The 25,352-nt window shown below is 42.7% G+C and carries 29 protein-coding genes and 2 pseudogenes; 27 read left to right on the top strand and 4 right to left on the bottom strand.

The features are described from left to right. Positions 1-3 precede the first annotated feature (3 nt). From AB7942_RS03305 to AB7942_RS03270, 8 genes are read left to right on the top strand one after another with little or no spacing between them, the layout of a single operon-like run. A complete protein-coding gene (locus AB7942_RS03305; RefSeq protein ID WP_369445778.1) occupies positions 4-528 on the top strand; it encodes a QcrA and Rieske domain-containing protein in 525 nt (174 codons plus the stop codon). Beyond that, the gene (locus AB7942_RS03300; protein ID WP_214715297.1) at positions 518-709 is read left to right on the top strand and encodes a hypothetical protein; all 192 of its coding nucleotides are present in this window, start codon (positions 518-520) and stop codon (positions 707-709) included. The genes AB7942_RS03305 and AB7942_RS03300 overlap by 11 nt, the downstream gene beginning before the upstream one ends. Next, the gene (locus AB7942_RS03295; RefSeq protein WP_369445777.1) at positions 702-1,013 is read left to right on the top strand and encodes a hypothetical protein; all 312 of its coding nucleotides are present in this window, start codon (positions 702-704) and stop codon (positions 1,011-1,013) included. The genes AB7942_RS03300 and AB7942_RS03295 overlap by 8 nt, the downstream gene beginning before the upstream one ends. Further along, on the top strand, positions 1,000-1,281 hold the full coding sequence (locus AB7942_RS03290; RefSeq protein ID WP_369445776.1) for a hypothetical protein: 282 nt from the start codon (positions 1,000-1,002) through the stop codon (positions 1,279-1,281). The genes AB7942_RS03295 and AB7942_RS03290 overlap by 14 nt, the downstream gene beginning before the upstream one ends. Before the next feature lie 38 nt (positions 1,282-1,319). Beyond that, complete coding sequence (locus AB7942_RS03285; protein ID WP_369445775.1) at positions 1,320-1,985, top strand: sensor histidine kinase; 666 nt, start codon at positions 1,320-1,322, stop codon at positions 1,983-1,985. Positions 1,986-1,998: 13 nt separating this feature from the next. Further along, complete coding sequence (locus tag AB7942_RS03280; RefSeq protein WP_369445774.1) at positions 1,999-2,652, top strand: response regulator; 654 nt, start codon at positions 1,999-2,001, stop codon at positions 2,650-2,652. A 15-nt stretch (positions 2,653-2,667) separates the two neighbouring features. Beyond that, on the top strand, positions 2,668-3,117 hold the full coding sequence (locus tag AB7942_RS03275) for a GAF domain-containing protein (protein ID WP_369445773.1): 450 nt from the start codon (positions 2,668-2,670) through the stop codon (positions 3,115-3,117). Between the two features lie 19 nt (positions 3,118-3,136). Then, a complete protein-coding gene (locus AB7942_RS03270; protein WP_369445772.1) occupies positions 3,137-4,198 on the top strand; it encodes a PAS domain-containing sensor histidine kinase in 1,062 nt (353 codons plus the stop codon). Positions 4,199-4,238: 40 nt separating this feature from the next. On the opposite strand, the gene AB7942_RS03265 is transcribed toward AB7942_RS03270, so the two are convergent. After that, positions 4,239-5,894 (bottom strand): glutamine--tRNA ligase/YqeY domain fusion protein, encoded by a 1,656-nt coding sequence (locus tag AB7942_RS03265; RefSeq protein ID WP_369445771.1) that lies wholly within the window; start codon positions 5,892-5,894, stop codon positions 4,239-4,241. Between the two features lie 204 nt (positions 5,895-6,098). Between AB7942_RS03265 and AB7942_RS03260 the strand changes: the two genes are divergently transcribed. The 4 genes from AB7942_RS03260 (at position 6,099) to kynB (ending at position 11,079) form a co-directional block, all read left to right on the top strand. Beyond that, positions 6,099-7,082, top strand: a complete 984-nt coding sequence (locus AB7942_RS03260) for a Gfo/Idh/MocA family protein (RefSeq protein ID WP_369446126.1) — start codon at positions 6,099-6,101, stop codon at positions 7,080-7,082. 195 nt (positions 7,083-7,277) lie between these two features. Continuing rightward, positions 7,278-8,291 (top strand): 4Fe-4S binding protein, encoded by a 1,014-nt coding sequence (locus AB7942_RS03255; RefSeq protein WP_369445770.1) that lies wholly within the window; start codon positions 7,278-7,280, stop codon positions 8,289-8,291. A gap of 82 nt (positions 8,292-8,373) precedes the next feature. Beyond that, entirely contained in the window at positions 8,374-10,356 is a 1,983-nt protein-coding gene (locus tag AB7942_RS03250; RefSeq protein ID WP_369445769.1) for a WG repeat-containing protein, read from the top strand. Positions 10,357-10,458: 102 nt separating this feature from the next. Continuing rightward, positions 10,459-11,079: an arylformamidase gene (gene kynB, locus AB7942_RS03245; protein ID WP_369445768.1), complete on the top strand. Its 621-nt coding sequence runs from the start codon at positions 10,459-10,461 to the stop codon at positions 11,077-11,079. A 149-nt stretch (positions 11,080-11,228) separates the two neighbouring features. Here kynB and AB7942_RS03240 read toward each other — a convergent pair whose 3' ends face one another. Both AB7942_RS03240 and AB7942_RS03235 read right to left on the bottom strand, forming a co-directional pair. Beyond that, entirely contained in the window at positions 11,229-11,564 is a 336-nt protein-coding gene (locus AB7942_RS03240; protein ID WP_369445767.1) for a hypothetical protein, read from the bottom strand. A gap of 110 nt (positions 11,565-11,674) precedes the next feature. Next, positions 11,675-11,896, bottom strand: coding sequence for a hypothetical protein (locus AB7942_RS03235; protein ID WP_369446148.1), 222 nt, complete (start codon positions 11,894-11,896; stop codon positions 11,675-11,677). 294 nt (positions 11,897-12,190) lie between these two features. On the opposite strand from AB7942_RS03235, the gene AB7942_RS03230 reads away from it, so the two are divergent. From AB7942_RS03230 to AB7942_RS03185, 10 genes and pseudogenes are all read left to right on the top strand, one after another. Further along, positions 12,191-13,030: an MBL fold metallo-hydrolase gene (locus AB7942_RS03230; protein ID WP_369445766.1), complete on the top strand. Its 840-nt coding sequence runs from the start codon at positions 12,191-12,193 to the stop codon at positions 13,028-13,030. Positions 13,031-13,507: 477 nt separating this feature from the next. Then, positions 13,508-14,224 carry a flavin reductase family protein gene (locus AB7942_RS03225; RefSeq protein WP_168244586.1) on the top strand — a complete coding sequence of 239 codons (717 nt, stop codon included), beginning with the start codon at positions 13,508-13,510 and terminating at the stop codon, positions 14,222-14,224. Positions 14,225-14,679: 455 nt separating this feature from the next. Beyond that, positions 14,680-15,462 (top strand): alpha/beta fold hydrolase, encoded by a 783-nt coding sequence (locus tag AB7942_RS03220; RefSeq protein ID WP_168244585.1) that lies wholly within the window; start codon positions 14,680-14,682, stop codon positions 15,460-15,462. A gap of 5 nt (positions 15,463-15,467) precedes the next feature. Further along, entirely contained in the window at positions 15,468-15,926 is a 459-nt protein-coding gene (locus tag AB7942_RS03215) for a nuclear transport factor 2-like protein (protein WP_168244584.1), read from the top strand. Then, positions 15,910-16,329, top strand: a complete 420-nt coding sequence (locus tag AB7942_RS03210) for a nuclear transport factor 2-like protein (RefSeq protein ID WP_210427057.1) — start codon at positions 15,910-15,912, stop codon at positions 16,327-16,329. Before AB7942_RS03215 ends, AB7942_RS03210 begins: the two co-directional genes overlap by 17 nt. 4 nt (positions 16,330-16,333) lie before the next feature. Beyond that, positions 16,334-17,122: an enoyl-CoA hydratase/isomerase family protein gene (locus AB7942_RS03205; RefSeq protein ID WP_168244583.1), complete on the top strand. Its 789-nt coding sequence runs from the start codon at positions 16,334-16,336 to the stop codon at positions 17,120-17,122. A gap of 212 nt (positions 17,123-17,334) precedes the next feature. Next, positions 17,335-18,249: an alpha/beta hydrolase gene (locus AB7942_RS03200; RefSeq protein WP_168244582.1), complete on the top strand. Its 915-nt coding sequence runs from the start codon at positions 17,335-17,337 to the stop codon at positions 18,247-18,249. Between the two features lie 86 nt (positions 18,250-18,335). Then, positions 18,336-19,514 (top strand): NADP-dependent malic enzyme, encoded by a 1,179-nt coding sequence (gene ystJ, locus AB7942_RS03195; RefSeq protein WP_168244581.1) that lies wholly within the window; start codon positions 18,336-18,338, stop codon positions 19,512-19,514. A gap of 473 nt (positions 19,515-19,987) precedes the next feature. Further along, positions 19,988-20,707, top strand: coding sequence for a hypothetical protein (locus AB7942_RS03190; RefSeq protein ID WP_168244580.1), 720 nt, complete (start codon positions 19,988-19,990; stop codon positions 20,705-20,707). A gap of 306 nt (positions 20,708-21,013) precedes the next feature. Continuing rightward, positions 21,014-22,054 (top strand): annotated as a pseudogene (locus tag AB7942_RS03185) (GerAB/ArcD/ProY family transporter). Between the two features lie 98 nt (positions 22,055-22,152). Here the strand turns inward: AB7942_RS03185 and AB7942_RS03180 are convergent. Next, complete coding sequence (locus tag AB7942_RS03180) at positions 22,153-22,338, bottom strand: spore germination protein (RefSeq protein WP_168244577.1); 186 nt, start codon at positions 22,336-22,338, stop codon at positions 22,153-22,155. Positions 22,339-22,738: 400 nt separating this feature from the next. On the opposite strand from AB7942_RS03180, the gene AB7942_RS03175 reads away from it, so the two are divergent. The 5 genes and pseudogenes from AB7942_RS03175 to AB7942_RS03155 all read left to right on the top strand — a co-directional run. Then, a complete protein-coding gene (locus AB7942_RS03175) occupies positions 22,739-23,173 on the top strand; it encodes a MarR family winged helix-turn-helix transcriptional regulator (protein ID WP_369445765.1) in 435 nt (144 codons plus the stop codon). Positions 23,174-23,437: 264 nt separating this feature from the next. Beyond that, complete coding sequence (locus AB7942_RS03170; RefSeq protein ID WP_168244575.1) at positions 23,438-23,758, top strand: transposase zinc-binding domain-containing protein; 321 nt, start codon at positions 23,438-23,440, stop codon at positions 23,756-23,758. After that, complete coding sequence (locus AB7942_RS03165) at positions 23,695-23,853, top strand: hypothetical protein (protein WP_369446147.1); 159 nt, start codon at positions 23,695-23,697, stop codon at positions 23,851-23,853. The genes AB7942_RS03170 and AB7942_RS03165 overlap by 64 nt, the downstream gene beginning before the upstream one ends. A gap of 11 nt (positions 23,854-23,864) precedes the next feature. Continuing rightward, positions 23,865-24,782, top strand: coding sequence for an IS3 family transposase (locus AB7942_RS03160; protein WP_369446125.1), 918 nt, complete (start codon positions 23,865-23,867; stop codon positions 24,780-24,782). A 203-nt stretch (positions 24,783-24,985) separates the two neighbouring features. After that, positions 24,986-25,147: pseudogene (locus AB7942_RS03155) on the top strand (deoxyribose-phosphate aldolase); the annotation flags it as partial. Positions 25,148-25,352: the final 205 nt, after the last annotated feature.

Genomic DNA, 25,352 nt, shown 5'->3' with positions numbered 1-25,352 from the left:
CGCATGACAGATAAAAATAATAAAATCCCGTTCAAAGAAGATAATTACACACATAATATAAACCGCAATAATGAAAGAAAGCTCGACCGACGTGGATTTATGAAAACACTAGTTGGTGCGGCAGGTGTTTTCGCTGTTTCTTCACTTCCTTGGGGAGTCTTGGCTGCAAAAGAATTAACAGGATTGGGCGATAAAAAATATCCAAAGCAAAAAATTACCGATGTTAAATCTCTGCCTATCGGAGATGCAGTCGACTTTGCTTTTCCTGGTGAACATGATAGTGCTATTTTAATTAGACTCTCCGAAAATAAATATGTAGCCTACCAAAATGCGTGCACCCACTTAAGATGCCCTGTGTTTTGGAAAAAGGATGAAGGAGAAATGCTTTGCCCTTGTCATCACGGAAAATTCGATGTGGAAACAGGTGCGCCGATTGCTGGTCCACCGAGACGTCCACTTCCTGAAATTTATGTAAAAGTAGAAAACGGAGTGGTTTATGCCGTGGGGGTGAAGCGTTATGAAGCGTAGTTATTTGCCAGTTGCCCTACTACTTGCGGTGTTGATGTTGAACATTATCTTTACACAATATATGGTTCATCAATACTTTTATGAAAACTATACTAATACAATTATTGCTGCAGTCATTAACGTTATATTATTTCCGGTCGCATTCCTTATTTATAAAAAAGGTGTGAATATCAATGACTAGTGAAACCTATATTGATTTTTGTTTTGTCCGGCCAGAAGCAGGCAGCTTTAGCCATGAAATTGATGAGTTATTGAAGACCACTTTTTCGAAAAAACGCCTAAATTGGTTTCTTGAAGAAAAAACACTCGATGGGGCAGAGATGGTTATTGCTGAAATAAAAGGAATGAGTGACTGGGGTTCTGAAGAAGAAACGATTCAATTCATCGAGGAAAATGCCGCTGAGAAGTTTTGGGAGTATTTGCAGGGCTTCAAGATGTTCATCTATCCTGTGAAGAGAGGATGTAACAGCTGTGGAACTCATTAAATTAGATGATTTGAACATATTTGTGGGTGTGCCGGTAGCAATTGCGATTCAAGATGCGGATGGTGGAGATAAGGCACCAGCTGTGAAGAAAACCATAAAGAAGGTGCAGTTCTGTCCTGATAGAACCCATATCCGCTTTTATTTTGATGATTTTTATTTTCTTGCGGTACCGATTTCTTGTCGAGTAAGTCAGATGGATGGACAATGGTCGGCTTTTGATTCGGAGAGCGGCTTAACGTATACTGTAAAAAAGGTACAGGTCTTTTAAAAAAGAACCTGCCTTTTTTTTATAACCGGAGGTGCGGGATGGATGTATTAAATTCAAAACAGCAGATTAGTTCTTATATTATTCATTCCCAAGAGGAAGAAATAAAACGGATTGCCTTAGAGCTGCACGAAGGTGTTGGACAAAATCTATATAGTATTTTAACAGGCTTGCAGTTTATTGAATCTGGTGCAAAAGAGCCGCATATGAAAAGTTATGTCCGCGAAATGTCGCAGTTGATTGAAAAGACCATTCAAGAAATTAGGCTTCTTTCGGTTGAATTGCATCCGCCTACCCTAACTACTCTTGGTTTACTACCAGCCATGAAAAGCTATATTAAGTTATATACATCCACGTTTGGGATCCTAGTGGATTTAGATTCAACGGGTGAAGAAAAGTGGATATCTGAAAAAAATAGGATCACGGTATTTCGTGTATGCCAGGAGGCACTTGCCAATATTGCCAAGTATGCAGATACATCCAATGTAAAAATGAATTTTATTTGGTCAGAGCAAGAGCTGAAAATTTCCATTTATGATTTCGGCAGAGGGTTTCAACAGGACGAAAACAATTTCATTAATCCTTCATCAGGTATTGCGGCCATGAGAGAACGAATGCTTCTGACTGGCGGACAGTGTACCATTTCTTCTAAAATAGGAGAAGGAACATCCATAGTGCTAGCCCTTCCGTTAGTAAATAGGGATTAAAGGGGAGTTAAGAGTGATAAAGATTCTGTTGGTTGATGATCATGCCGTAGTTAGAATGGGTTTAAAAATGCTTTTGAACACAAATCCTGAAATGGAAGTAATTGGTGAAGCATCAGAAGGCAATGAAGGAATCAAAAAAGCCTTGGAGTTAAAACCGGATGTCGTAGTCATGGATTTAAGTATGCCACATGGAAAAGACGGCTTGTCGGCAACGACCGAATTAAAAAAGCTAAAGCCGGAAATAAATATTTTGATTCTCACGATGCATGATGATGAAGAATACCTTTTTCGAGCAATTCAAGGGGGAGCTTCAGGCTGTATTTTAAAAAGCGCCCCACATGATGAACTAATGTCAGCAATCGAATCAGTTGCAGTCGGGGATGCCTATTTACATCCATCTGCACAGAAGCGATTGATGGAAGAATATTTGAGCAGCGTAAAACAAGATGGGAATGATACGTATAATCTTTTATCAGAGCGGGAGAAAGAAGTTCTAACACTTATTGCTAAAGGGTATTCCAATAAGGAAATTGCTGAACAGCTGGTAATCAGTGTAAAAACGGTCGAAACCCATAAAGGTAACTTGATGGAGAAACTTCAGATGAAAACCAGACCTGAGTTAGTGGAATACGCAGTTAGGAAAGGTTTATTAGGTTATGGTATTTAAGGAGAGTTACTTGGGATGAAAGAGATTATGGAACTGCAAGAGGTTATCAAGGTTTGCGACAGTCTTATGGCTGTGGTAGGCTGCGAATTTGTAGCCTTGGCGTTGCAAAATGAAGTGGGCCCGGATGTTAGGTGGCATTATGCATCCGCCAATTTAAATGATAAATACAAAAGAATAACCGTCCGTTTCGGTAAAGGGATCGCGGGAAAAATAATCTCAAGTGGCAGTCCGATGATGATAACAGATTTTCCGAATGGAGTTATCGGAAAAGTAACAGATTATCCAATTATGCTTGCTGAAAAACTTGTTTCCTCCTATGCCGTCCCTTTATTTTTTAATGCTGTACCAAAAGGGGTTTTGCTCATTGGTAATAGAAGAACCACAACGTTTAATGAACAAGATCAGCAGTATGTAAGAGAATCCGCTCAAGCCTTGGAACAGATATTAAAGGAGCAGATACTATGAAAGATGCAGGGGGATGCTAATGGACAAGAAAATGGACCAGCCTGCAAATAATTTCGCAGACCTTGAGATAGAATTAAAAAAATCGATGCAAGAATTGGTAGATATAAAGTTTGCGCTCGATGAATCTTCTATTGTTGCCATCACAGATTCTCGGGGGATAATTACATATGTAAATGATCAATTTTGTCATATCTCGAAATATTCCAGAGAAGAACTCCTGGGTCAAGATCATCGAATTGTGAATTCCAGGTACCATTCAAAAGAATTTTTTAAAAAAATGTGGAGAACAATTGGTTCCGGCGAAGTCTGGAAAGGTGAAATTTGTAACAGAGCAAAAGATGGTACATATTATTGGATGGATACCACGATTGTCCCTTTTTTAAATGAAAAAGGAAAGCCTTATCAATACTTAGCGATTCGTTATGAGATCACCGAGCGAAAGCGAGTCGAAAGAGAACTCCAAAACATGATGACAACCATCATCAATGTTCAAGAAGAAGAACGTAAGCGCTTGTCGCGTAATTTACACGATGGTATCGGTCAAAACCTTTATAGTCATTTAATAACAATCAATCGACTTCTTGCCGAAATGGATCATCCGCTTCTTTTGCAGATGCAAAAAGAAGCAACCCAGTTAATCGAAGAAATCCGCGAAATTTCATGGGAGCTGCGACCGTCGGTCTTAGATGACCTAGGCTTAGTACCAGCCATTCGCTCATTTCTATCACGTTACTCTGACCACTATCATATTGATGTTTATTTTGAATGCGTGTTAAATCGCCGCTTGAACATCAGCATTGAACTTACGATTTACCGAATTATTCAGGAGGCGCTAACAAATATCCGAAAATATGCGGAAGTTACCGAAGCAACGGTGACTGTTAGAGAGCTGGATGATATCGTCCGGGTGATGGTTGAGGATAAAGGAAAGGGTTTTGAGATTAAAAATCAATCCGTGGGTGTAGGTTTGTTTAGTATGGATGAGCGTGCTCGCTCTGTCGGAGGAGAACTATTTATTAGTTCTTCCCCTGGGATGGGAACCAAACTTATCTTAGAAGTACCCATCTCTATTATAGAATAGAAAAAGAACCAGGCAATGTTTTGCGCCTGGTTCTTTGCTGTTATATTTTAAAAGAACTTTTTAAGGAAACAATCCTGTTAAATACTAACTTATCGACTGTCGTTTCTTTGGGATCGACGTTGAAGTAACCGTGTCTAAAGAATTGGAATTTTTCCTGCGGTCTGCTTTCCTTCATGTTTGGTTCTACAAAACCTTGTAACACCTCAAGTGAATGTGGATTAACGTTATCAAGGAAGGATTTTTCAGCCCCGTTAGCTTCATCGGCTATATCCAAAATAAGCGGCTCATAAAGTCGGAATTCAGCAGGAACTGCATGTGCTGCTTCTACCCAATGAATGGTTCCTTTTACTTTTCTGCCTGTAAAACCTGTACCACTTTTTGTTTCAGGGTCATAAGTACAGCGCAGTTCGACGACCTTACCATTTGGATCTTTGACAACCTCTTCACATTTAATGAAATAAGCGTTTTTAAGGCGGACCTCATTGCCTGGGAATAGTCGGAAATACTTCTTAGGTGGTTCCTCCATGAAGTCGTCTTGTTCAATATAGATTTCACGAGAGAATGGAATTTTCCTTGATCCCATCTCAGGATTTTCAGAATTGACTTCGGCATCAAGCAATTCAATTTGTCCTTCTGGATAATTCGTGATGACTACCTTTAATGGGTTGATTACGCCCATGGTACGAGGTGCTTTTAATTTCAAATCTTCACGGACAAAATGTTCAAGCATTTGTGAATCAACTGCACCTGAACCCTTATGAACGCCAGTTTCACTGACAAAAGCACGAATCGATTCAGGGGTAAATCCTTTTCTTCTCATCCCGGAAATCGTCGGCATACGCGGATCATCCCAGCCATCAACAAATCCCTCGTCAACCAATTGCTTCAGCTTTCGTTTACTCATCACAGTATTGGTTACATTTAAACGGCCAAATTCAATTTGTTGTGGGATGCTTTCCATTTCACAGTTTTCAACAATCCAATTATAAAGGGGGCGTTGATCCTCAAATTCAATCGTACAGATCGAATGAGTTACCCCTTCAATCGCATCTTCGAGTGGATGAGCAAATGCGTACATCGGATAAATGCACCATTTATCGCCCGTGTTATGATGTGTCGCATGAGCAATACGGTAAATAACAGGATCACGTAAATTAATATTTGCTGATGACATATCAATCTTTGCCCGCAGGACCTTTTGACCGTTGTCGTACATACCATTTCGCATATTTTCAAATAATTCAAGGTTTTCTTCTATGGAGCGATCGCGATAGGGGCTATTTTTGCCGGGCGCGGTAAGTGTTCCACGGTATTCACGAATTTCATCCGCTGACAGGTCATCAACATAGGCTAATCCTTTTTTAATTAATAGAACCGCTCTCCTAAACATTTCTTCAAAATAATTCGATGCAAATAATAAGTTATCCCATTCAAAGCCTAACCATTTTACATCTTCTTTGATCGAATTTACATATTCGATATCTTCCTTTAACGGATTCGTATCGTCAAATCGTAAATTGGTAAGCCCGTTAAATTCATCTGCCAAGCCGAAGTTGATTACAATCGATTTTGCATGTCCGATATGTAAATAACCGTTTGGCTCTGGCGGGAACCGAGTGACGATTTTGTTGTGCTTTCCGGACTCCAAATCTTTTATCATAATATCTTTAATAAAGTTTGATGTATGATTTTCCACCCTTTTCAACCTCTTTCATTCTTAACTACTACTTTATAAATAACATAAATACTGATATTTTTCCATTGTTCCCTACAATTCATGTGAAAAACACACATAAAATGAAATGTTTACTCATTTTTTTGACATTTGGAATTGGCAAGTGCGGTTGAAAAAGACTACAATGGTTTCTTGAAGATATATAAAGGAAGGGGAAGTACAATGATTAACTTTGGTACAGTCGGGACAGGGTGGATTACTGAATCCTTTATCCAAGCAGCACAACTTAGCGGTCAATGGCAATTAACTAGTGTCTATTCAAGAACAGAGGATAAAGCGAAACAATTTGCAGATACATATAATGTTCCTAATTTTTATACAGATCTAGAGGAGATGGCGACAAGTTCTGAAATAGAAGCTGTATACATAGCATCGCCAAATTCAGTCCATTTTGACCAGACACTAATGTTTTTGAAAAATAAGAAACACGTGATCTGCGAAAAACCAATATTTTCAAATAGTGCAGAGTTGGCGGAGGCATACCAGACAGCGGAGGAAAATGGGGTTTATTTATTTGAAGCAATTCGAAATGTGCATACCCCTAATTTCAAAATATTAAAGGACAAGCTCCCTATGGTCGGGGAGTTGCGAAGTACCATGTTACCATACATGAAATATTCCTCCCGCTATGATTTATTTTTACAAGGGGAGGAACCAAATATTTTTTCTGCCACCTATTCTGGCGGCGCACTTGTTGATTTAGGTGTATATCCACTCTATTTAGCCGTCGGGTTGTTTGGTGAGCCCAAGCAGGTAACCTATCACCCGGTCCTCCTCCGCAGCGGTGTGGATGGAAGTGGAACACTTGTGTTAACGTATGACGATTTTGTTTGTACAATCCTTTGTTCGAAAATATCTCATTCGGAATTACCGTGTGAAATACATGGAGAAAAGGGAACCTTTGTCCTCGAGGATGCGGCCCCGATTTCAAAAATAACCTTCGTTGACAACCGTGGAATAGAGAGCGAAATCTTGAGTGTCGAACTAGAAGAACAAAACATGGTTTATGAATGTAAAAATATTGCCAGGATTATTGAAACCGAAAATGATCAAGAATATCAGCAATTAAAAAGTTGGAGCGAAATTGTCCTTCGAATCACAGAAGAGGCAAGGAAACAAAATAATATTTTATTTGCTTCAGAAAAATAGAAACAAAAACAGGCCAGGGGATACATCCTCTGGCCTTTTCTTATGAGGTTTTCTTCAATGGTAATGAACTTAGTTGACATTTTTAAGAATGGTTATGTGAACTCTTTATGAATTCAATATTCTCAATGACTTTTATTACATTCTATGAATTGTATGTTCTTTATAGTTGATGTAACAGGATTGGAGGAAAACCTTATGAAATCAAAAGCATGGTATAAGAAACAGTTGAAACGTAAGCCTGTGCAAATGACAAGATATACTGTTCAAGGCTTGTTCCTGCTGTTTTTACTATATATTGGTCTGCAGTTTTATCAATTTTATCTGCATTTTGAAACCCTCGGAAAAACTCCTTTCGTTGAACGGCCATCTGCGGTCGAAGGTTTTTTACCAATCAGCGGCTTGGTCGCCTTAAAGGTATGGCTGACGAGTGGAGAGTTTGATGTGATTCATCCTGCGGGTCTGGTTTTACTAGCATTTTTTGTGGGTGCAGGAATTATATTTCGTAAGTCGTTCTGCAGCTGGATATGTCCTGTTGGAACATTTAGTGAAATGATTGGCTGGTTTGGCAGAAAAATGTTTAAAAGGAATTTTGAAATTCCACGATGGGTAACTTGGCTTTTAACACCTATTAAATACTTATTGATGCTCTTTTTTGTCCTAATGGTTGTTCAAATGCCTACTTTTACTGCTAAAAGCTTTCTCGAGGAGCCGTATAATAAGGTCTCTGATGTGAAAATGCTTCTTTTATTCACAAGTCTTGGAGGCTTTGCCTTGAAGTTTATTATTGTGATCTTCATCTTGTCATTATTCTTTAGAAACTTTTGGTGCCGCTTCCTCTGTCCGTACGGTGCATTAATTGGTCTTGGAAGTATCTTTAGGATTACAAAAATTGAGCGGAATGAAGATACTTGTACAAACTGCGAAATGTGTACAAAGGTTTGTCCGCAACGATTAAAGGTACACAAGGTGGAGACTGTAAATTCTTTTAATTGTTCAGCATGTATGTCCTGTGTAGAGGCATGCCCCGTAAAAGACACACTCAACATGACGGTTGCGCGTAAAAAGGTGAATAAATGGTTTGTACCAGTTACCTTCTTCGTGCTATTTTTCGTTATTATTACTTTTGCAAAAATAACAGGTCACTGGGATTCAATCATCTCCTATGAAGAATGGAAACAACTCATCCCTGAAGCAAAAAACATAAAATAATTAGCGGTGTTTTCCCGTATCCGTGTTAAACACATAGCCCACATTTCATCATATAAATATAGAAAACTAAAATGGGTGAGTTATGATGTTTGGATCTACCAGAGAATTAATAACTTGGATAGTGCCATACCTCCCAGCTGGAGCAGAATTGGAATATCGAGATTCACAAGCGATGCTCCAATATATGGATATAGATGGGGATGGCCTATATGAAATATTTGGGGTGTATCGTCTTAACCGAAAGCCCTATTTATTTGTTCTGAAAAATTACTTTGGTCATTTTATATATTATTACCCCATGCCTCCTGAGGTGGAGAAAAAGGCAGTCCGAGCGCTTTCAATTTTTCGAGAGACAAGAGCTGTCTACCTTTTCCCAGTGGTGATGAAGGAAATTGGCGGAAAGAAGTGGGGCTATATCGATGCGAAAGGGAAACAGATTCTTCTTAACAGCTATGAACATGCCGCGGATTTTCAGGAGAATGATTTAGCTATTGTTGGTTTAATGGACAAATCAGGAATTATTAATGCCCATGGGTATTTTATTGTGCAGCCCAAATACGATACAATTAATCCTTTTTCAGAAGGCCGGGCCGTTGTCAACGACCTTCAAGGATTCAAGGTGATTGATGAAAGTGGCAAAGAAATCACGGATCGGGCTTATTCGATTATTGTCGGAGAGTATAAAGAGGGGCGCGTACGTGCTGTAGAAAAAGATGAGCATGGGCGGTATTTATACGGTTATTTGAATAAACGAGGGAAAGTGGTTATTCCGATAACCTTAGAAGCCGCTAGTGATTTTCATCAGGGGAAAGCAATTGTAAAAACAAAAGATGGCAGTTTTCAATTAATCGACCTTACCGGAAAGATATTACAATCGTACCCTTATGCTTATGTCAGTAATTATGGCCAAGGTTTGCTTGCATTTAAGGAAAACAACGATGGGAAGATTGGATATATCGATGAAAACGGAAAAATCGTCATAGAGCCTAAATTTTCATCTGCAGAGTCATTTATAGACGGACGTGCCATTGTTAGTGTTTCAGATAATAATAGGGAACAGTATGGCGTTATTGATCGAACTGGCCATTATGTGATTAAGCCAAACTATAACCAAATCTTATATCTAGATGAGGAACGCTTTGCTATCGGGAAAGAGATGGATCCGAAACTACCCTGTATGAGGTCTATTTACGCCTTAGCAGATTCGGGTGGTCATATCCTCACAGGGTTTATCTTTAATGGAATCACGAAATTTCAGGACGGCCTTGCCTCTGTCTCCGATGCTCAGCATACTTACTTTATTGACAAACTTGGAAAGAGAATCGAACAGCTGCCAATGGTCAGGGGCAGCGGCTCGCTTAGTTTTGAGAAAACGTTAATCAAAGGTGATGTTGACGAGCGCCTGCACTATTTTAATCGAAATGGTGAGTTACTCTGGAAGCAAGCCACGATTGTCCCGCTAAATAATAACTATTCAGTTGTCGAGCAAAAATATAAGCCGAATAAGGATTATTTAGTCTATTTCCCGCAGATTGAAGGTATGAAAATTCATCAGGAAAAAGTAAATCATGCTTTAAAGGAGCTGGCGGGGGTAAAACCCATGCCGGCACATACACAGTTGGAATCGAATTATACGGGGGATTTTGAGGTAACCCTTTACGAGAAAAATTTACTGGTCATTAAGATAACAGGGTACGACTACCCGTTTTGTGCCGCTCACGGAATGCCAGTGGAAAAATATGCTCATATTAACCTTAAAACAGGCTCGATCTATCAATTAAAAGACCTCTTTAAGTCTGGCAGCCCGTATGTGAAAGTTATCAGTGATTTGATTGGTGATCAAATAAAAAGTAATGAAGAATATTCATCTTACTTATTTCCTGATGAGTACCATGGAATCCAAGCTGATCAGTCATTTTTTATTAGTGAGGCGGGCTTGAATATCTACTTTAATCCATATGAAATCGCCGCTTTTGCCGCTGGTTTTCCTACCTTTACCATCCCTTTTGAGGACCTAAAGAATATCATTAATGGTAACAGCGAATTTTGGAAATCGTTTCATTAACAAAGGCAGGAATCAAACCTGTCTTTTTTTCATGGATTCTAATGAAAAAGAATGAAATAATGGTGATACAGTCAAAAATAGTGTCTAGGGGAGTGGATTGGAATGAAGATTTTTGATGTTTCTAGAAAGCTAATAAACGGGATGCCAGTCTGGCCAGGTGATACCACCTTTAAATACGAGGTCTCATGGCCAATGGAGGAAAGCGGCTCTGTTAATGTTGGCAGACTCGAATTAAGTACCCACACAGGAACACATGTGGATGCTCCGTTTCATTTTGATAACGCAGGAAAAAAAATCATTGAGTTGGACCTTAATCTATACATCGGTCCAGCGAAGGTTATTGATATGATTGGAAAGGAAAGCATTGGTGCAGCTGATTTAAGAGAGATTGATCTTGATGGGTGCAAACGAGTGTTGTTCAGAACCCTTGCGTGGGAAAATCCCAATCAATTTCCTGAAAAAATCCCAAATATTGAACCAAACTTAGCTCCTTTCTTAGGAAGGAAAGGGATTCAGCTTATCGGCTTGGATATTCCATCTGTTGATCCAATCGACAGTAAAGAGCTGCCTGCCCATCATAGCTTGAATGAACATGGCATTCACATCTTAGAGTCACTAATGCTCGATGAAATTGAACCAGGAGAATACGAACTCATTGCCCTGCCGCTCCCATTAGTCGAAGGAGATGGGAGTCCAGTTCGAGCAGTCCTGCGTCAGAAATGAAATGGTGTCAGGCACCATTTTGGATGAAAAAAGAAGCGTGAATCTCAACTGGATTCACGCTTCTTCTGTTAAAAGCCACAATCAGATTTGTTTGGTTTAAGAAATAGCACATCAATCTATAAGGAAAAAACCTCCAGAGTCTCTTAGTTCTACGTATGTTTTCTACGAAATACTAGCCAGTAACTCCCCAGTCCGAAGATAAAAAATAAACCGACCAAAACAGGAATAACATAATTATTAACGGTAGGCTCATCATCCTTCTCTTGTTTAGGAGTCGATGAGGCATGCTCCATTTGTGTCATGGTCTTTTTATTTGCTGAAACTATTTTATGATTAACAGTGGTCAGGGGGATAACCTGAACTGTTTGGCTTAATACTCGATTAATTTGAGGAGAAGAGACTTCTAATCTAGAATCGGCAAAGACATTCGTTCCCAATAGAAAAAACAACATTGATGTGATAAGAGAAATCTTATTAAACATCATTTTCAACTCCACTATATTGAAAATCTTCTTGTAGTTCATTCTATCACCGATTCTTGAAGGTGATATCAAATTGAAGGCATTGTTCACAAAGCTTTCGAATTTAAAACTCATTAATCTAACCAAATGTCTGCCAAACCATTGGAATACACAGTGTATTGAGCCATATTTATCTTAATTATTCCAAACTCAAACTTGATATAAATCACGTGTCCGTGGGAAGCATAGCCAAGCTTCATCGCAATTTGGACGACTTGCTTAAACAGGCCCGGCAGTAATTCCAGATGATCTTTACGGAAGTCACTGATCGTACGAAAATCCGGCTTGTGACCCAAGTTTTTCTCCTACTTGAAATTAGTGGCATATGAGACTATAATAAAATTGCATACGCTTTCAGTTTATTAGTCGATGCCCCGTATGCTGCAAAGGAAGAATCACACTAACTAATAAGGGAGGTTTAGATACTATCAAATTAAAGTTAGAAATGCACTAAAAAGAAAGTCATCATATTCTATATGAGATTACTCCTTTTTTCCTTCACTGACTGCTACTATTTATTGGGAGCGGATGGGTGTTCAGACTTTCATGGGGTTGTCGTATAGTAAAAATAAAATTTAAGGATGGTTAGAATGTCAAACTTACAATTCGCTGAATTATGCATAAAACGTGCAGGTGTCACAAGAAACCTACCAAAAGGAAAAGAAGAACTTCAATGGGTTTCCAATACAGCCACTCTCATTTATGGAGAAAAAGACGCGGTGCTGGTGGATACTTTTACCACTACTGAACAAAACCAAAAATTGATTGATTGGATAAAGTCTTATGATCGTAACCTTAAATACATTTATATCACGCACGGACACGGGGATCATTTCTTTGGAATCAAGCAATTAAAAGAGGAATTTCCACATGTTAAAGCAATAGCAACGAAAGGATCTGTTGAGAAAAGTTATGAACAAGGATCTCCACAATATATTGAAAGTTTTTGGAATAAACTTTTCCCTAATCAAATTTCTCAACCCCAAGCATTGCCCGATGTGATCGATTCAAATTTATTTGAACTTGAAGGACATAGATTTGAAATCATTGAAGCTGGATTTACGGATACGGCAAATACAACATCATTATGGATTTCGGATATTGAATTACTAGTGGCTGGTGATGCTGCTTACAATGGAATCCATCAATATCTAACTGAAACAACAGAGAGTTCTCGACTTGAATGGATCCAAGCGATCGATCGCTTGAAAGAACTAAATCCCAAATTTGTTATTGCGGGTCACAAAGTCCCCGAAAATGATAATAACCCCAAAATATTGGATGAAACGAAACAATATCTGTTAGACTTTATTCGTTTGGATAAAGAAACAGACACCGTATTAGATTTATACGATGCAATGCTTGATCTTTATCCAAATCGAGCAAACCCTGGTTCGCTTTGGGGAGCAGCAAATGCTGCCAAAGCATAATTAAAAGGGATCTTCGTTTGCACAATGGCGGTCATAAAAAGATGAAACTTAGGATGCTTTAGCTTTAGGCAAAGCGGCTTTATACTGGTGTATGTACAGTGCAGGCGCGTCGCGCCGAAGGAAATTGGTTCCTCCCACTTGAAAATAGGGGCATATAAGACTATAATGGTCTTATGCAAGACACCTTGAAATTCAAGGCTTGGGATATTGGAGCTTTGAGGGATCAAACTTGGAAGTGATTTAACGTGAATAGAGGGCGCCGGAGCTATCGCATTTTAGTCGTCCGAAAGCACGGTGTTACCAAGAACACGCGGCGATAACGGTGCGATACGGCGACATGCTATTCACCATTGAGCGAATAAGGGTGTCATTGTTTTTTTCGAAGTTTTGCAAACGCTTTCGAAATGCGGTCGATGCATTGCATTTCTGTGCGGCTGAGGATCAGCCCACACCCAAACTTAAATTGGAGGTAGTCTTATGATTCTAAATGCAGACGAGCTTGACGCAGCCCGCAATTACAAACTCTTGGTCGCGACGGTTGTCCCGAGGCCGATTGGCTGGATCAGCACGCTTTCCGCGGACGGCATCGCCAATATTGCACCGATCTCCTTCTTCACGGTCGTCGGTCGAAAGCCCCCGATGCTGTCGATTACCATTCAACACCGTTCGGACGGCACGCTGAAGGATACATACGTGAACATCCGCGATACGGGGGAATTCGTCTTCAATCTTGTCACGATGCCCCTCGCTGACAAGATGCACAAATCGGCGTTTGAGCAAGCGTCGGAGGTCGACGAGTTCGAAGCCGTTGGGCTTGAAAAAGCACCCAGCGTCGTCGTGAAACCACCGCGAGTCGCGCTCACGCCCGTATCCATGGAATGCAAGGTCGAACGAGTGTTTACGGTTGGCGAATTCGAGGATCATGTCATTTGGGGCCGTGTTGTCCGCTATCATATCCGTGATGACGTTTACAACCATGAGAAAGGCCATGTGGATACGGCAGCTCTTGCGCCAGTAGGTCGCCTCGCTGCTGAATACACCCTCGTCGAAAATGTGTTCACGACGCCATTGGATCCTGAAGTTCTAAAGAGTCGCGAGGGCTCGCGTATGCATCGCCTCGACGGCCGGCCCACCGATTGGGCGGCTGTCAATCAGAAGAACTGGTCACCTTCCGGCAGCGTTATGGAGGAGTAGTTCCAGCGTTCTGCATAACCTGTATATGCTCCAAATTGCCCGGCGATAAACCTTGTCGATAAGCAGTAGAAGCTTCTTGTTTGTTCCGTCTGCCTGGATAGCTTTAAGCCCGAAAATCGGCGTACACAACTGATTGCACTCATGACGAGCCTCTCATTCGGGAACATCCGTGCACCAAAGAGCCGAACGAATGAAAAGCAAACGTTGAAGGACAAAAGGGGCACAAAACAAAGAAACGCAGCGTTCCGATTCAAGAACTGTTAAAAGGCGAAAGCGGCCGGAATTTCCTGCAGGTTTTCGTGCTGATGACGGGAATCTGGACCGCAAAAACGGGCATATAAGACTATAAGATGACTATGTTTATTCCTTCGCAGTCAGATGGCTATGAACATGAGTCACGTGACAGACATGCATCCGTTTTGTGATTATTATGCTCACACAGGAGGAAAGAAAACATGAACCGATTGAATGATCTGAAAGCAACCATTCCTTTTACGACGTCCGGCAACGGTTCTCGCGCCATTATTTTTGTGCATGGCTTTATGGACGCCAGCGCGGTTTGGAACGATGTCGTCGCCTTAATTGCGGAAAAAGATTTGCAAAAAGTCTACCTCGATTTACCTGGGATGGGGGCGCTAACGGCTGTAGATGGAGAAATATCGCTTGATCGCTATGCCGCAGATGTTGCTTCCGTCATCGAAGAGATCGGCAAACCCTTTGTCATTGTGGGGCAAAGCATGGGAGCGCAAATCGCAGAGCTCGTCACTCGATTGCATCCGGAACTTGCTCGAGGATTGGCGCTGCTTACGCCTGTCCCGCTCGGAGGGGTCAAGGCGCCGGCTGAAGTGGTGGCTCCTTTAAAGCAGCTCGGCGAGCACCCCGAGATCGAGATGGCGGTGCGCAGGCAATTTTCTCCCGGGCTTACGGACGACAAATTGGACCTGCTTTGCGGGTTAAGCGTACATGTCAGACCGGACGTTGTCGCCGCTCTCGTCGATGCGTGGAACGAAGGTCATCCCGACGGCCATTCACCAAGTCAATTTACGCGTCCGGCTCTGATTATGCGGGGGATGGATGACCCGTTCGTCACCCAAGAGATGGTTGCAGGCATCGTGTCGCGGTTTAGCCGCGTTACCGAGAAAGATATCGCCGGTGGTGGCCACTGGTCTCATGTGGAACATGCGGAAGCCGTTGCGCAACATTTAAACCAATATCTTCAAAAACTTGATTGGGAGTGATAGCTATGAACAAATCGATTAAGAACGACTGGGAAAACGCATTTGCCCAAAAGTCTGAAGCCGCATTCGGCGAAGCCTTCGCAGAAGATGTTGTGCTCGAGGCCGCAGTCTTGAACGCCCCGATCACCGGTCGGGAAAACGTTCGGAAGATCATGGGAGCAGCCAGCAAAATTTACGAAAGCTTGACGTTTACGAGGAGCGCGACTTCAGGTCTGCAGGAGTATAAAGAATGGGAAGCGCAAACATTTGGCGGCGTTCTGCTCAAGGGGATCACCGTGCTTACCCGCAGCGAAAATCAAGCTATCGCTCATATTGCGATTCATCATCGCCCACTGGGAGGCGCATTGAAGTTTTCTGCCGTGCTAAGAGATAGCCTTCACGGTGAGATCGATCCGTCGTACTTTTATTCCGAGAATATCTTCAAAAACTTGATTGGGAGTGATAGCTATGAACAAATCGATTAAGAACGACTGGGAAAACGCATTTGCCCAAAAGTCTGAAGCCGCATTCGGCGAAGCCTTCGCAGAAGATGTTGTGCTCGAGGCCGCAGTCTTGAACGCCCCAATCACCGGTCGGGAAAACGTTCGGAAGGTCATGGGAGCAGCCAGCAAAATTTACGAAAGCTTGACGTTTACGAAGAGCGCGACTTCAGGTCTGCAGGAGTATAAAGAATGGGAAGCGCAAGCATTTGGCGGCGTTCTGCTCAAGGGGATCACCGTGCTTACCCGCAGCGAAAATCAAGCTATCGCTCATATCGCGATTCATCATCGCCCACTGGGAGGCGCATTGAAGTTTTCTGCCGTGCTAGGAGATAGCCTTCACGGTGAGATCGATCCGTCGTACTTTTATTCCGAGAAAGGAGAATAACGGGATGGCACACCTTACTTATAAGATAGAGAATCAGATCGCTGTCATTACGCTGAACAATCCGCCGCAGAACCGTCTTTCACCTCGAATGATAGAGGAATTCGACGAAGCGCTCGATACCATAGGAAACAGCGATGCGCGCGCCTTGCTTATACGTGCGGAAGGTCCGGATTTCAGCTTCGGAGGAGACATTGTACCTTGGCCGGACATGACGGCGCACGAGCTGCGCACCTTGCTGGAGCGGTATTTGGTGACCTTCAACCGGTTTGAGTCGCTGTCGATCCCGACCGTCGCTGCGGTACAAGGGCTATGTTTCGGCGGCGGACTCGAGCTCGCCGTTCGGGCGGATGTCATCTTTGCGGGAGAAACCGCACGCTTCGGCCACCCCGAGCAAACTCTTGGTATTATTACGGTACTTGGAGGTGTTTACCGTGTCGCGGAACGCGCGGGGAGACAGAAGGCTATCGAATGGGCGTTTACTTCCGAGCAGGTTCCTGCGAAGGTTATGGAGAATCACGGCGTGATAAACCGGGTTGTGACGGACGACAAATTGTTCGATGAGGCGATGAACTTTGTCGAGAAATTGGCCATAGGCCCGACAAGCGCCCACGGGGTACACAAAGCCTTATTGCGAATCTGGGCGACAGGCGGCCTTTCCGCCGCGGATCAGGCAGTGCTGGAATTAGGGCTCCCATTGTTTGAAAGTGAGGATGTAAAACTTGCTTTACCAGTCTCGGTCGAAGCGTTTAAAGAAGGCAAACCGCGACCTGCATTTCCGTTTAAAGGCAAGTAAGAAGGAACGAAGTGCCAATTTCTCGATCAACCAATCCCACTAGAGCAAAAATCGCTTCGTCTTATTTTTAACCAAATTCATTTTTTTATCTGTTTTTATAAGAGATTGCTGCGGGCAATATCCAGGGGACTTGCGAAAGCAAAAAATGCGATGCAGCAAGTTTGCTATTTGCCCGCGCCTCCTGATCAAACGTAAAAAGGAGCGGAAGTGCTATGAATAAACAATCGGCTTTTACAAGAGAAGATGTGGAAATTAATGCGGAAGGAACCGTCCTTAGAGGTTGGCTGTATTTGCCGCAAGCCGGCGAGAATAAGCAAAAACCGGCCATTGTGATGGCGCATGGATATGCGGGACTGAAGGAGATGTATTTGGAGCCGTACGCTGAGAAATTTGCCGCGAACGGATTTGCAGTCGTGCTGTTCGATCATCGGAATTTTGGAGACAGCGATGGAACCCCAAGGCACGAAATCGATCCTTGGCAGCAAGTGGAGGACTACCGGCATGTCATAACATACGCCGGCTCACTACCGGAAGTCGACAGCAATGCAATCGGAGTATGGGGCACAAGCTACAGCGGGGGCCATGTTTTGGTTGTCGGCGCGACCGATAAACGAGTAAAGTGCGTCGTGTCCCAAGTACCGACGATCAGCGGCTCGAAAATTGCTCTAAGAAGAGTGAACGGAGAGGCGCTCACAGAGCTGTTGTCCTCGTTTGCCGAAGACAGACTTAACCGGCAACGCGGCGAAAGTCCCGTTTATTATTCGGTCGTTACGGGCGGAGAATTTGAAAATAGCGTCTATAAGTCTAAGGATGCGATTGAATTCTATACGAAAGGCTCGGATAAATTCATCAACAAAGTCACGCTGCGTTCGATCGAATTATCAAGAGGCTACGAGCCGGGAGCTTTTATCGCCAACATCAGTCCCACACCGCTCTTAATGTTGGTTGCAAAAAACGATTTTATTACGCCTACCGATTTGTCGCTTGCTGCATATGAACAAGCACTGGAGCCTAAAAAACTGGTGCTGATACCGGGAGGACATTTTGACCCGTACACGCAATATTTCGATCTATCAAGCAGCGCAGCCCTGGAATGGTTCCAGACGCATTTGCTCAATCGGCAGTAAGGCTGCCGATTCCTCGCCTTTGACGTAAGGAAGCTCGAGGGTAAATTGACAAGATAAACATATTTGGATGAGGGTGGGAGGACAGTATGTCTTTACGAGAGGAAGCGTTGGAGCTGCATCGCCACTTCAAGGGCAAGCTTGGTGTTGTCTCCAAAGTCCCGGTTTTAAACGCCAAGGATTTAAGCCTCGCTTATTCCCCCGGCGTAGCCGAGCCGTGCAGAGAGATTTATAAAATGGAAGATAAGGTATACGAATATACCAATAAAGGTAATACGGTGGCGGTTGTTACCGACGGTACGGCAGTCCTGGGACTCGGATCCATCGGTCCGCACGCTTCACTGCCGGTTATGGAAGGAAAAGCGGTTTTGTTCAAGCAGTTTGCCGGGGTCGATGCATTTCCCATATGCTTAAATACTTCGGATGTCGACAAGATTGTGGAAACGGTCAAGTTGCTAGAGCCGTCCTTCGGCGGCATCAACCTCGAGGATATTGCGGCACCCTCCTGCTTTTTAATTGAAGAACGGCTTAAAAAGGAACTGAATATCCCTGTTTTTCACGACGACCAGCATGGTACTGCAATCGTCACACTAGCCGGCTTGATCAATGCAGCCAAAGTCGTAAATAAGAAACTGGAGGGGCTGCGGATAGTGATAAACGGCTCCGGTGCTGCTGGAATAGCCATTGCCAAGCTTCTTCTTCATGTAGGTGTGGATCAACTGATTGTTTGCGATACGAAAGGAACCATCTACGAGGGGCGGACGGAAGGCATGAACGCCATCAAAAGCGAGATCGCCTCCATGACGAACCGGGAATTGATGAGAGGCCCACTGGAGCAAGTTATAGCAGGTGCGGACGTGTTCATCGGCGTTTCTGTGGCGGGGGCGTTAACCGCGGACATGATACGCTCGATGGCAACGGATCCGATCATTTTTGCCATGGCCAATCCCGAACCGGAAATTTTACCGGAGACGGCGTACGAAGCGGGAGCCAAAGTCGTGGGTACCGGCCGCTCCGATTATCCGAATCAAATTAATAATGTGCTTGCTTTCCCCGGCATATTCCGCGGTGCATTGGACGCCAAAGCATCCGAGATCAACGAGGCGATGAAGATTGCCGCAGCGAGGGTGATTGCTGAATTAGTCGACCCCGTTGAATTGAACGCAAACTATGTGATTCCGGTTCCGTTCGACCAGCGGGTCGCAGCCTGCGTGGCGGCGGCAGTTGCTGAAGCTGCCCAGAACACAGGCGCTGCTCGTGTGCCATAAACCGAGAACACTTATACCTTCTATAACCTCAATAATTGTAATAAAATAGACGTCCCTCGTTGGTCTTAACACTTTTAGAGTAGATAACCGAACATGTCATTGGATTAAAAATAAATAATACCTTGAAGTTAGAAGAATCTGAAAATAAAGAATGCGAGTCCGGCGTCGATATTAGGGGGATTACGATTTTAACGCGCAATAAAGACAATGCTAATGTTCAAATCGCAATTCATAAACGGCCGCTGGGAGCTGCGTTGCACTTTTCCAGTCTCCTTAAAGTAAGGCTTCAAGGCAAGATCGATTCGTCCTATTTTTATCCAAACTCGGATTATTAAAAGGAGCTAATTGAATCGAAACAATACAAAGCTACTCCCGCGGGCATGAATATGCCCGCATCTCCTTCTCATAATAGGGAACGATACAACCTTATTTCTACCTGTGTTGATAGATTACGACCACTTAAGGAGGGGCATATGAACAACCTATTAGCAAAAGTCATAGACGCGAACGGCGGAATTGACCGTTGGAAAAAATTTAGTTCACTGACTGCCACGATCGTCACCGGTGGCGGATTATGGGCAATGAAAGGACTCGTACAAGATCCCAATCCTCGTGAGATGACAGTCGCGCTCCATTCGGTATTCGCTTCTGTTACTCCTTATGGTCAACCGGATTGGCGTACTGCCTTTACGCCAGATCGTATTGCGATTGAGTCCCTCTCTGGGGAAACCGTACGTGAGCGAGACGATCCCAGGACATCGTTTGCTAACCACACGATGAACACACCATGGGACCCGCTTCATCGAGCATATTTCAACGGGTACGCATTGTGGATGTACCTGACAACACCTTTTTTCATGGTCATGCCAGGATTCGAGGTCAGCGAAATCCCGCCCTTGCAAGAGGGCAACGAGCTCTGGCACGGTTTGCGTGTGCGCTTTCCAGAATACGTCGCTAGTCATAGCAAGGAGGAAGACTTCTACTTTGGCGATGACTTGCTGCTGCGCAGGCACGATTACCATGTCGATGTCTCAGGTGGCTTTCCAGCGGCTCACTATGTCTACGACTTCGTTGAGATCGAAGGGCTTCGTTTCCCGACAAAACGCCGCGCATATTTGCGTGGACCCAATCTCGAGCCAGTCAAGGATCTGCTGCTAGTCTCGATTGATTTCAGCAACTTCAGGTTCAGTTGAACTCCGAATTCAGGGTTCGATCCCCCTTGGTTCCACCAAATAACCTCAAATAAAGACAGGTTGCTTTTTGGTGAGCCGACTAAGGGGGCAAACCCCGGGGAATGAAACACGCCGGATTGTCGGCTGCAATCCTTCATATACAAAAATAAAGGGGTCTAACCGATAACAGCGGCTAGGCCTTTTGATATTTCCAAGAGCCGAAAGAACAGCCTAATGAACCAATCGGTTTAAAAGGGCGCGAATTTGAATGAAAGGATACGATTAGAGAAAAATAGAATACCTTTATGAATATGACTAGAGGTAAATATGCGGATTACAGGAACCCAGCTTGGCTTATTACTTTTTTCTTTTGTGGGTGCCACCATTATCCTTATCGTTCCCGGAGTAATGGTGGCGTTCGCCAAGCAAGATGCTTGGATGTCGGTGTTTCCAGCTGCTTTAACCGGATTATTAAGCATTTGGGTGATGACGGTACTTGCACAACGTTATCCGGGTTTGACGATTACCCAATACAGTTCAAAAATTGTCGACAAATGGCTCGGAAAATGTTTGGGTTTTTATTACTTCTACTTTTTGTTTGTAATGATTTGCCAAATAGTAAGTACGCATATCGGATTTATTAGTTTGGTTTTATTACCGGAAAGCCCATCGATCGTCGTGAGCCTGTCGTTGTTGATCCTTTGCGGTCTGGCCGTATATGCGGGAATTGAGGTCATCGGAAGATGCAATGAGTTCCTTATGCCGCTATTAATTGTTCTTTTGATTCCTCTCATTATTTTGGCGATTAAGGAATCAGATCCGGGACAATTTAAGCCTTTCTTAGGGGAAGGAAAGCTGCAGATATTGCAATGAGCCTATGTCCCATCCGCTTGGATGAGTCAATTCTTTTTTGGGGGCTGGCTCCTGCCGTTTTTAAATCAACCGGAGAAGGCGCGCAGGATTTCTCTGGTCACGCTGCTCAGTATCGTTATTCTTATTCTTATCATTGATTTGCTGACGATTATGGTTTTCGGTCCGTTAACGGATAAACTGCAGTTTTCATTATTAAGCGTCATTCAATATATCGGTATCAAGGGATCCTTCGAACGCTTGGAGGCACTTGCTGTCTCGATGTGGATGATGGGAATATTTATCAAAGTGTCGGTGCTGTTATTTATTCTTTGTCTGCATATAAGCCAGCTTTTCGAAATTCGGGAATATCGGGGAGTCGTTACACCGGTTACACTCTTATGTATTCTAGGTTCGGCTTGGGGTTATACGAATTCTGCAGAACTTCTCAATAAGCTTACTTATGTTTTTCCAATGATAGGTCTTACCACAATCTTCTTCCGCTATCACTCCTCGTGATTGACATTTAGTTTCGAACCTTTGGCTATCAGCGGTTTAAGTACATGGTCATCAAGCAGCTTCTCGTCAACTAAGCTTTCCAGGTAAACTACAAGCCATTAAATGTTTCCGGCCCGAGCAATTTTACGGTATACAATATCCGAACAGTTTTGGAATATGTTTTTTAATAATGCTTCATTATGTTCTAAGTCGGAGGATAGGTTGCCGTACCCGTTATCATCAAACTCATGTGCCGGATCTAGAATTACCGATTTCTTGAACAGCCATTTCTTTAACCATTTCACAGTTAGGCCCTCCTGACAAAACTTACTCTACATGTATTTTACCAATTTTCGTAAAAGGTATTCGTTTTGCACACACTGCGCAGCACATACTGGTTCTATTTGGAAAGTTACCTTAAAGCCCATTTGAAAATCCCGGGGAAACCAGCTACAATCGTATTAATGATCATTAATGCAATTTTGATCATTACATGTATACTTGGCGGCACGATCAGCCAGAAAACTGGCAGGGACCTTCTCTCATTGACATGGGAATAATCACAGCCGTTTTTGGAACAGGCCTCTATTTTTATTTGATCAGTGTGTTTAATAGTAATGAGAAAATAAATGATGCAGCGTAAAGCTTACGGGCAAAAATAAGTGTCCGGTAACCATCTGGCAGCGTTAGGGAGGATTAGATGTAATGGCCACAATCGATGATATCCCAGGACTTTGTAACTGTACGAAGTTAAGGCGCGCGTCGCGCCATATCACGCGCTTCTACGACGCCTGCTTGTCTGAGTCGGGGTTGCGCGTTACGCAGTACTCCATCTTGGGCCATCTCAACCACCGGGGTCCGAAGACGATGATGGAGCTCGCCGAACTTATGACCATGGACCGTGCCACAATCGGGCACAATCTTCGGCCGCTGGAGCGTGACGGCCTGATCACGATTCAAGTGAGTGAAGCCGATCGGCGAGCCAGAATCGTGTCGATCACCGACGAAGGGCTCAAGCGTATCGAGCTGGGAAGAGCGGGATGGGATCGCGCCCAGGTTGAATTCGAACTCCAATTCGGCACGGAGTATGCAGCTTCCATGCGGCAAATGATGGATGAGGTGGCGAGCCTTCAGCTATGACCTCGAATGAACCGCCGATGGGTGTCAGGGAATCCTGATGGTAGTATGGGAAATGTAGAGAAGTTAAGGGCGCTTGATAACTTATCAACTAGTAAGTTCAATGTGAAATTGGAAAACAGAAAAAAAACACAAATTCTTGTCTGGATTTATTTTTCCGATTGTTGGCGTCGGCGTACTCACGCAATTTTTTAATTGTATAGGAAATTATGCGCGATGACGAACTGTGGATAAGCGGTGTAAAATGGAAAATGGAGGGAGAGCGGTATGGGAAGCCAGAAATCGTTTAAAAAGAAAGGGACAATTAAACAAATACTAAAGGATCACTTTCACGGTTTCTGGGAGATGCATGCCGAAGCCTTACCTGAATCAGTTCGGAAGAGCATTGAAGAAACAGTGCTGAAAGCAATAAAGTGCGGAAGCCGGGATCTGGGTTATGCACTATATGAATGCAAGGGATGTGCGGAGGGTGATCCAGAGCCTGTGTATGTCTGTTTCACCTGCAAGAGCAGATTTTGTCACGGATGTGGAAAGAAGTATACGGAAAGGCGGCTAGTGGACGACCATCCTCAAAGGAATTATCTGTAGAAGAAAAGCTTAAAAAGGCTGAAGCCAGAATCAAATTATTAGAGGCTGAGAATGACTTCTTAAAAAAGCTAGAGGAACTAGAGAGGCAGGCGTAGAAGAAAAAACGATTTTAACACCATCAGAGAAATTTCAACTTATTGAACACACCATTCGTCAACACCAATTAAAGAACCAAGTGAGTTTTCTATGTGAACTAGCTGGAGTAAGTAGAAGTGGATACTATGCTTGGTTAAAGTCAGCTCCTATTCGCCAGCGTAAAGATATAGAAGATGAAATCAACAACGAACTAATTCAGTTTATCTTTCAACAGAAGAAGGAGAAAGTCGGCGCTCTACAAATCAAAATAATCTTAGAAAATGATTGTTTTGTGGAATTGAATCATAAGAAAATTCGAAGGTTAATGCGCAAATATCAACTGATTGCCAAGGTGAGAAAGGCAAAACCTTATAAAAAAATGGCTAAAGCTACTCAAGAACATCGTACTTGCCCTAATCTTTTAAATCGTGAATTTAATCAGGAAGCGCCTGGGAAAGTGTTATTAACTGATATTACATATCTATATTATTCAAATGGTCAAAAAGCCTATTTATCCAGTGTTAAAGATGGAAGTACGAAAGAAATATTAGCTCATTATTTGTCCTCCTCATTAGAAATGGATATTGTTTATAACACATTAAGTAGACTTGAGGAAGCTTTGAAACAAGGTTTTCATCCAGAGGCTATCCTTCATTCAGATCAAGGGTTTCATTATACACATCCCCTCTTTCAAGCAAAAATAAAGAAATTGGGGATTACTCAATCAATGTCCCGTAAGGGAAATTGTTGGGATAACGCACCAATGGAATCGTTCTTTGGTCATTTTAAAGATGAGGTGGATTATAAAGATTGTAATAGTTTAAATGAACTAAAACAGTTAGTGGATTCATATATCGAGGAGTACAATAATCATCGCTATCAGTGGGGATTAAATAAAATGACCCCGGTTCAATACGAGGGCACTGAAAAACTTACGTTTTTTAATTAATTTTGTCACTTCATAAAAAATAGGCACTTTCTTGTTGGATTTCCCTCCTAAGAAAGTGCCTATTTTCATTTACTATTACTATTATTTTTCTTTTAAAAGCGTAATGATCCGCTTCAAATTGACGGCAAATATTGTTGTTGCACCTTGTATTTCCATACCAAATAGACCCGCAGATGATGCCGTATCATACCCGTGCCCATGTTTTAAAAGCGGGAGCTGATTTTGTCAAAACATCAACTGGTTTTTCTTTGTACGGGGCAACAGTCGAGGATGTTGCAATAATGAGAAAAGCAGTAGGCCCAGACATCGGAGTAAAAGCCTCCGGCGGGTACGTATTTATTGAAACTTTATGGAATGAGCTATAATGATTTGAGTGGAATATATGGACCATTTGGTTACATGGGTGCATATCAATGCTTGACACTTATCTACTAGTAAGTTAAAATACAATGGTGGAAATCGAAAAACACAAATTTTTATACCTGGCATTAAAATTTATTCGGAAAAAAGGTATGTTGGCATTTGTTATGATGATTTGTTCAAACAACAGGTCATTTTGAAAAAAAGAGG

The sequence above is a fragment of the Neobacillus sp. BF23-41 genome (genome assembly GCF_041106275.1).
Note: the sequence above shows the minus strand (reverse complement) of the source record. Positions and strands in the feature narration are given on the sequence as shown.

Coding starts and splice junctions, on each gene's coding strand:
- ystJ (WP_168244581.1), top strand. CDS start 18,336: ATGTCTTTACGAGAGGAAGCGTTGGAGCTGCATCGCCACTTCAAGGGC.
- AB7942_RS03295 (WP_369445777.1), top strand. CDS start 702: ATGACTAGTGAAACCTATATTGATTTTTGTTTTGTCCGGCCAGAAGCA.
- AB7942_RS03300 (WP_214715297.1), top strand. CDS start 518: ATGAAGCGTAGTTATTTGCCAGTTGCCCTACTACTTGCGGTGTTGATG.
- AB7942_RS03270 (WP_369445772.1), top strand. CDS start 3,137: ATGGACAAGAAAATGGACCAGCCTGCAAATAATTTCGCAGACCTTGAG.
- AB7942_RS03240 (WP_369445767.1), bottom strand. CDS start 11,564: ATGATGTTTAATAAGATTTCTCTTATCACATCAATGTTGTTTTTTCTA.
- AB7942_RS03250 (WP_369445769.1), top strand. CDS start 8,374: ATGATGTTTGGATCTACCAGAGAATTAATAACTTGGATAGTGCCATAC.
- AB7942_RS03175 (WP_369445765.1), top strand. CDS start 22,739: ATGGCCACAATCGATGATATCCCAGGACTTTGTAACTGTACGAAGTTA.
- AB7942_RS03305 (WP_369445778.1), top strand. CDS start 4: ATGACAGATAAAAATAATAAAATCCCGTTCAAAGAAGATAATTACACA.
- AB7942_RS03225 (WP_168244586.1), top strand. CDS start 13,508: ATGATTCTAAATGCAGACGAGCTTGACGCAGCCCGCAATTACAAACTC.
- AB7942_RS03205 (WP_168244583.1), top strand. CDS start 16,334: ATGGCACACCTTACTTATAAGATAGAGAATCAGATCGCTGTCATTACG.
- AB7942_RS03275 (WP_369445773.1), top strand. CDS start 2,668: ATGAAAGAGATTATGGAACTGCAAGAGGTTATCAAGGTTTGCGACAGT.
- AB7942_RS03255 (WP_369445770.1), top strand. CDS start 7,278: ATGAAATCAAAAGCATGGTATAAGAAACAGTTGAAACGTAAGCCTGTG.
- kynB (WP_369445768.1), top strand. CDS start 10,459: ATGAAGATTTTTGATGTTTCTAGAAAGCTAATAAACGGGATGCCAGTC.
- AB7942_RS03165 (WP_369446147.1), top strand. CDS start 23,695: ATGTGGAAAGAAGTATACGGAAAGGCGGCTAGTGGACGACCATCCTCA.
- AB7942_RS03170 (WP_168244575.1), top strand. CDS start 23,438: ATGGGAAGCCAGAAATCGTTTAAAAAGAAAGGGACAATTAAACAAATA.
- AB7942_RS03200 (WP_168244582.1), top strand. CDS start 17,335: ATGAATAAACAATCGGCTTTTACAAGAGAAGATGTGGAAATTAATGCG.
- AB7942_RS03210 (WP_210427057.1), top strand. CDS start 15,910: ATGAACAAATCGATTAAGAACGACTGGGAAAACGCATTTGCCCAAAAG.
- AB7942_RS03190 (WP_168244580.1), top strand. CDS start 19,988: ATGAACAACCTATTAGCAAAAGTCATAGACGCGAACGGCGGAATTGAC.
- AB7942_RS03215 (WP_168244584.1), top strand. CDS start 15,468: ATGAACAAATCGATTAAGAACGACTGGGAAAACGCATTTGCCCAAAAG.
- AB7942_RS03230 (WP_369445766.1), top strand. CDS start 12,191: ATGTCAAACTTACAATTCGCTGAATTATGCATAAAACGTGCAGGTGTC.
- AB7942_RS03220 (WP_168244585.1), top strand. CDS start 14,680: ATGAACCGATTGAATGATCTGAAAGCAACCATTCCTTTTACGACGTCC.
- AB7942_RS03285 (WP_369445775.1), top strand. CDS start 1,320: ATGGATGTATTAAATTCAAAACAGCAGATTAGTTCTTATATTATTCAT.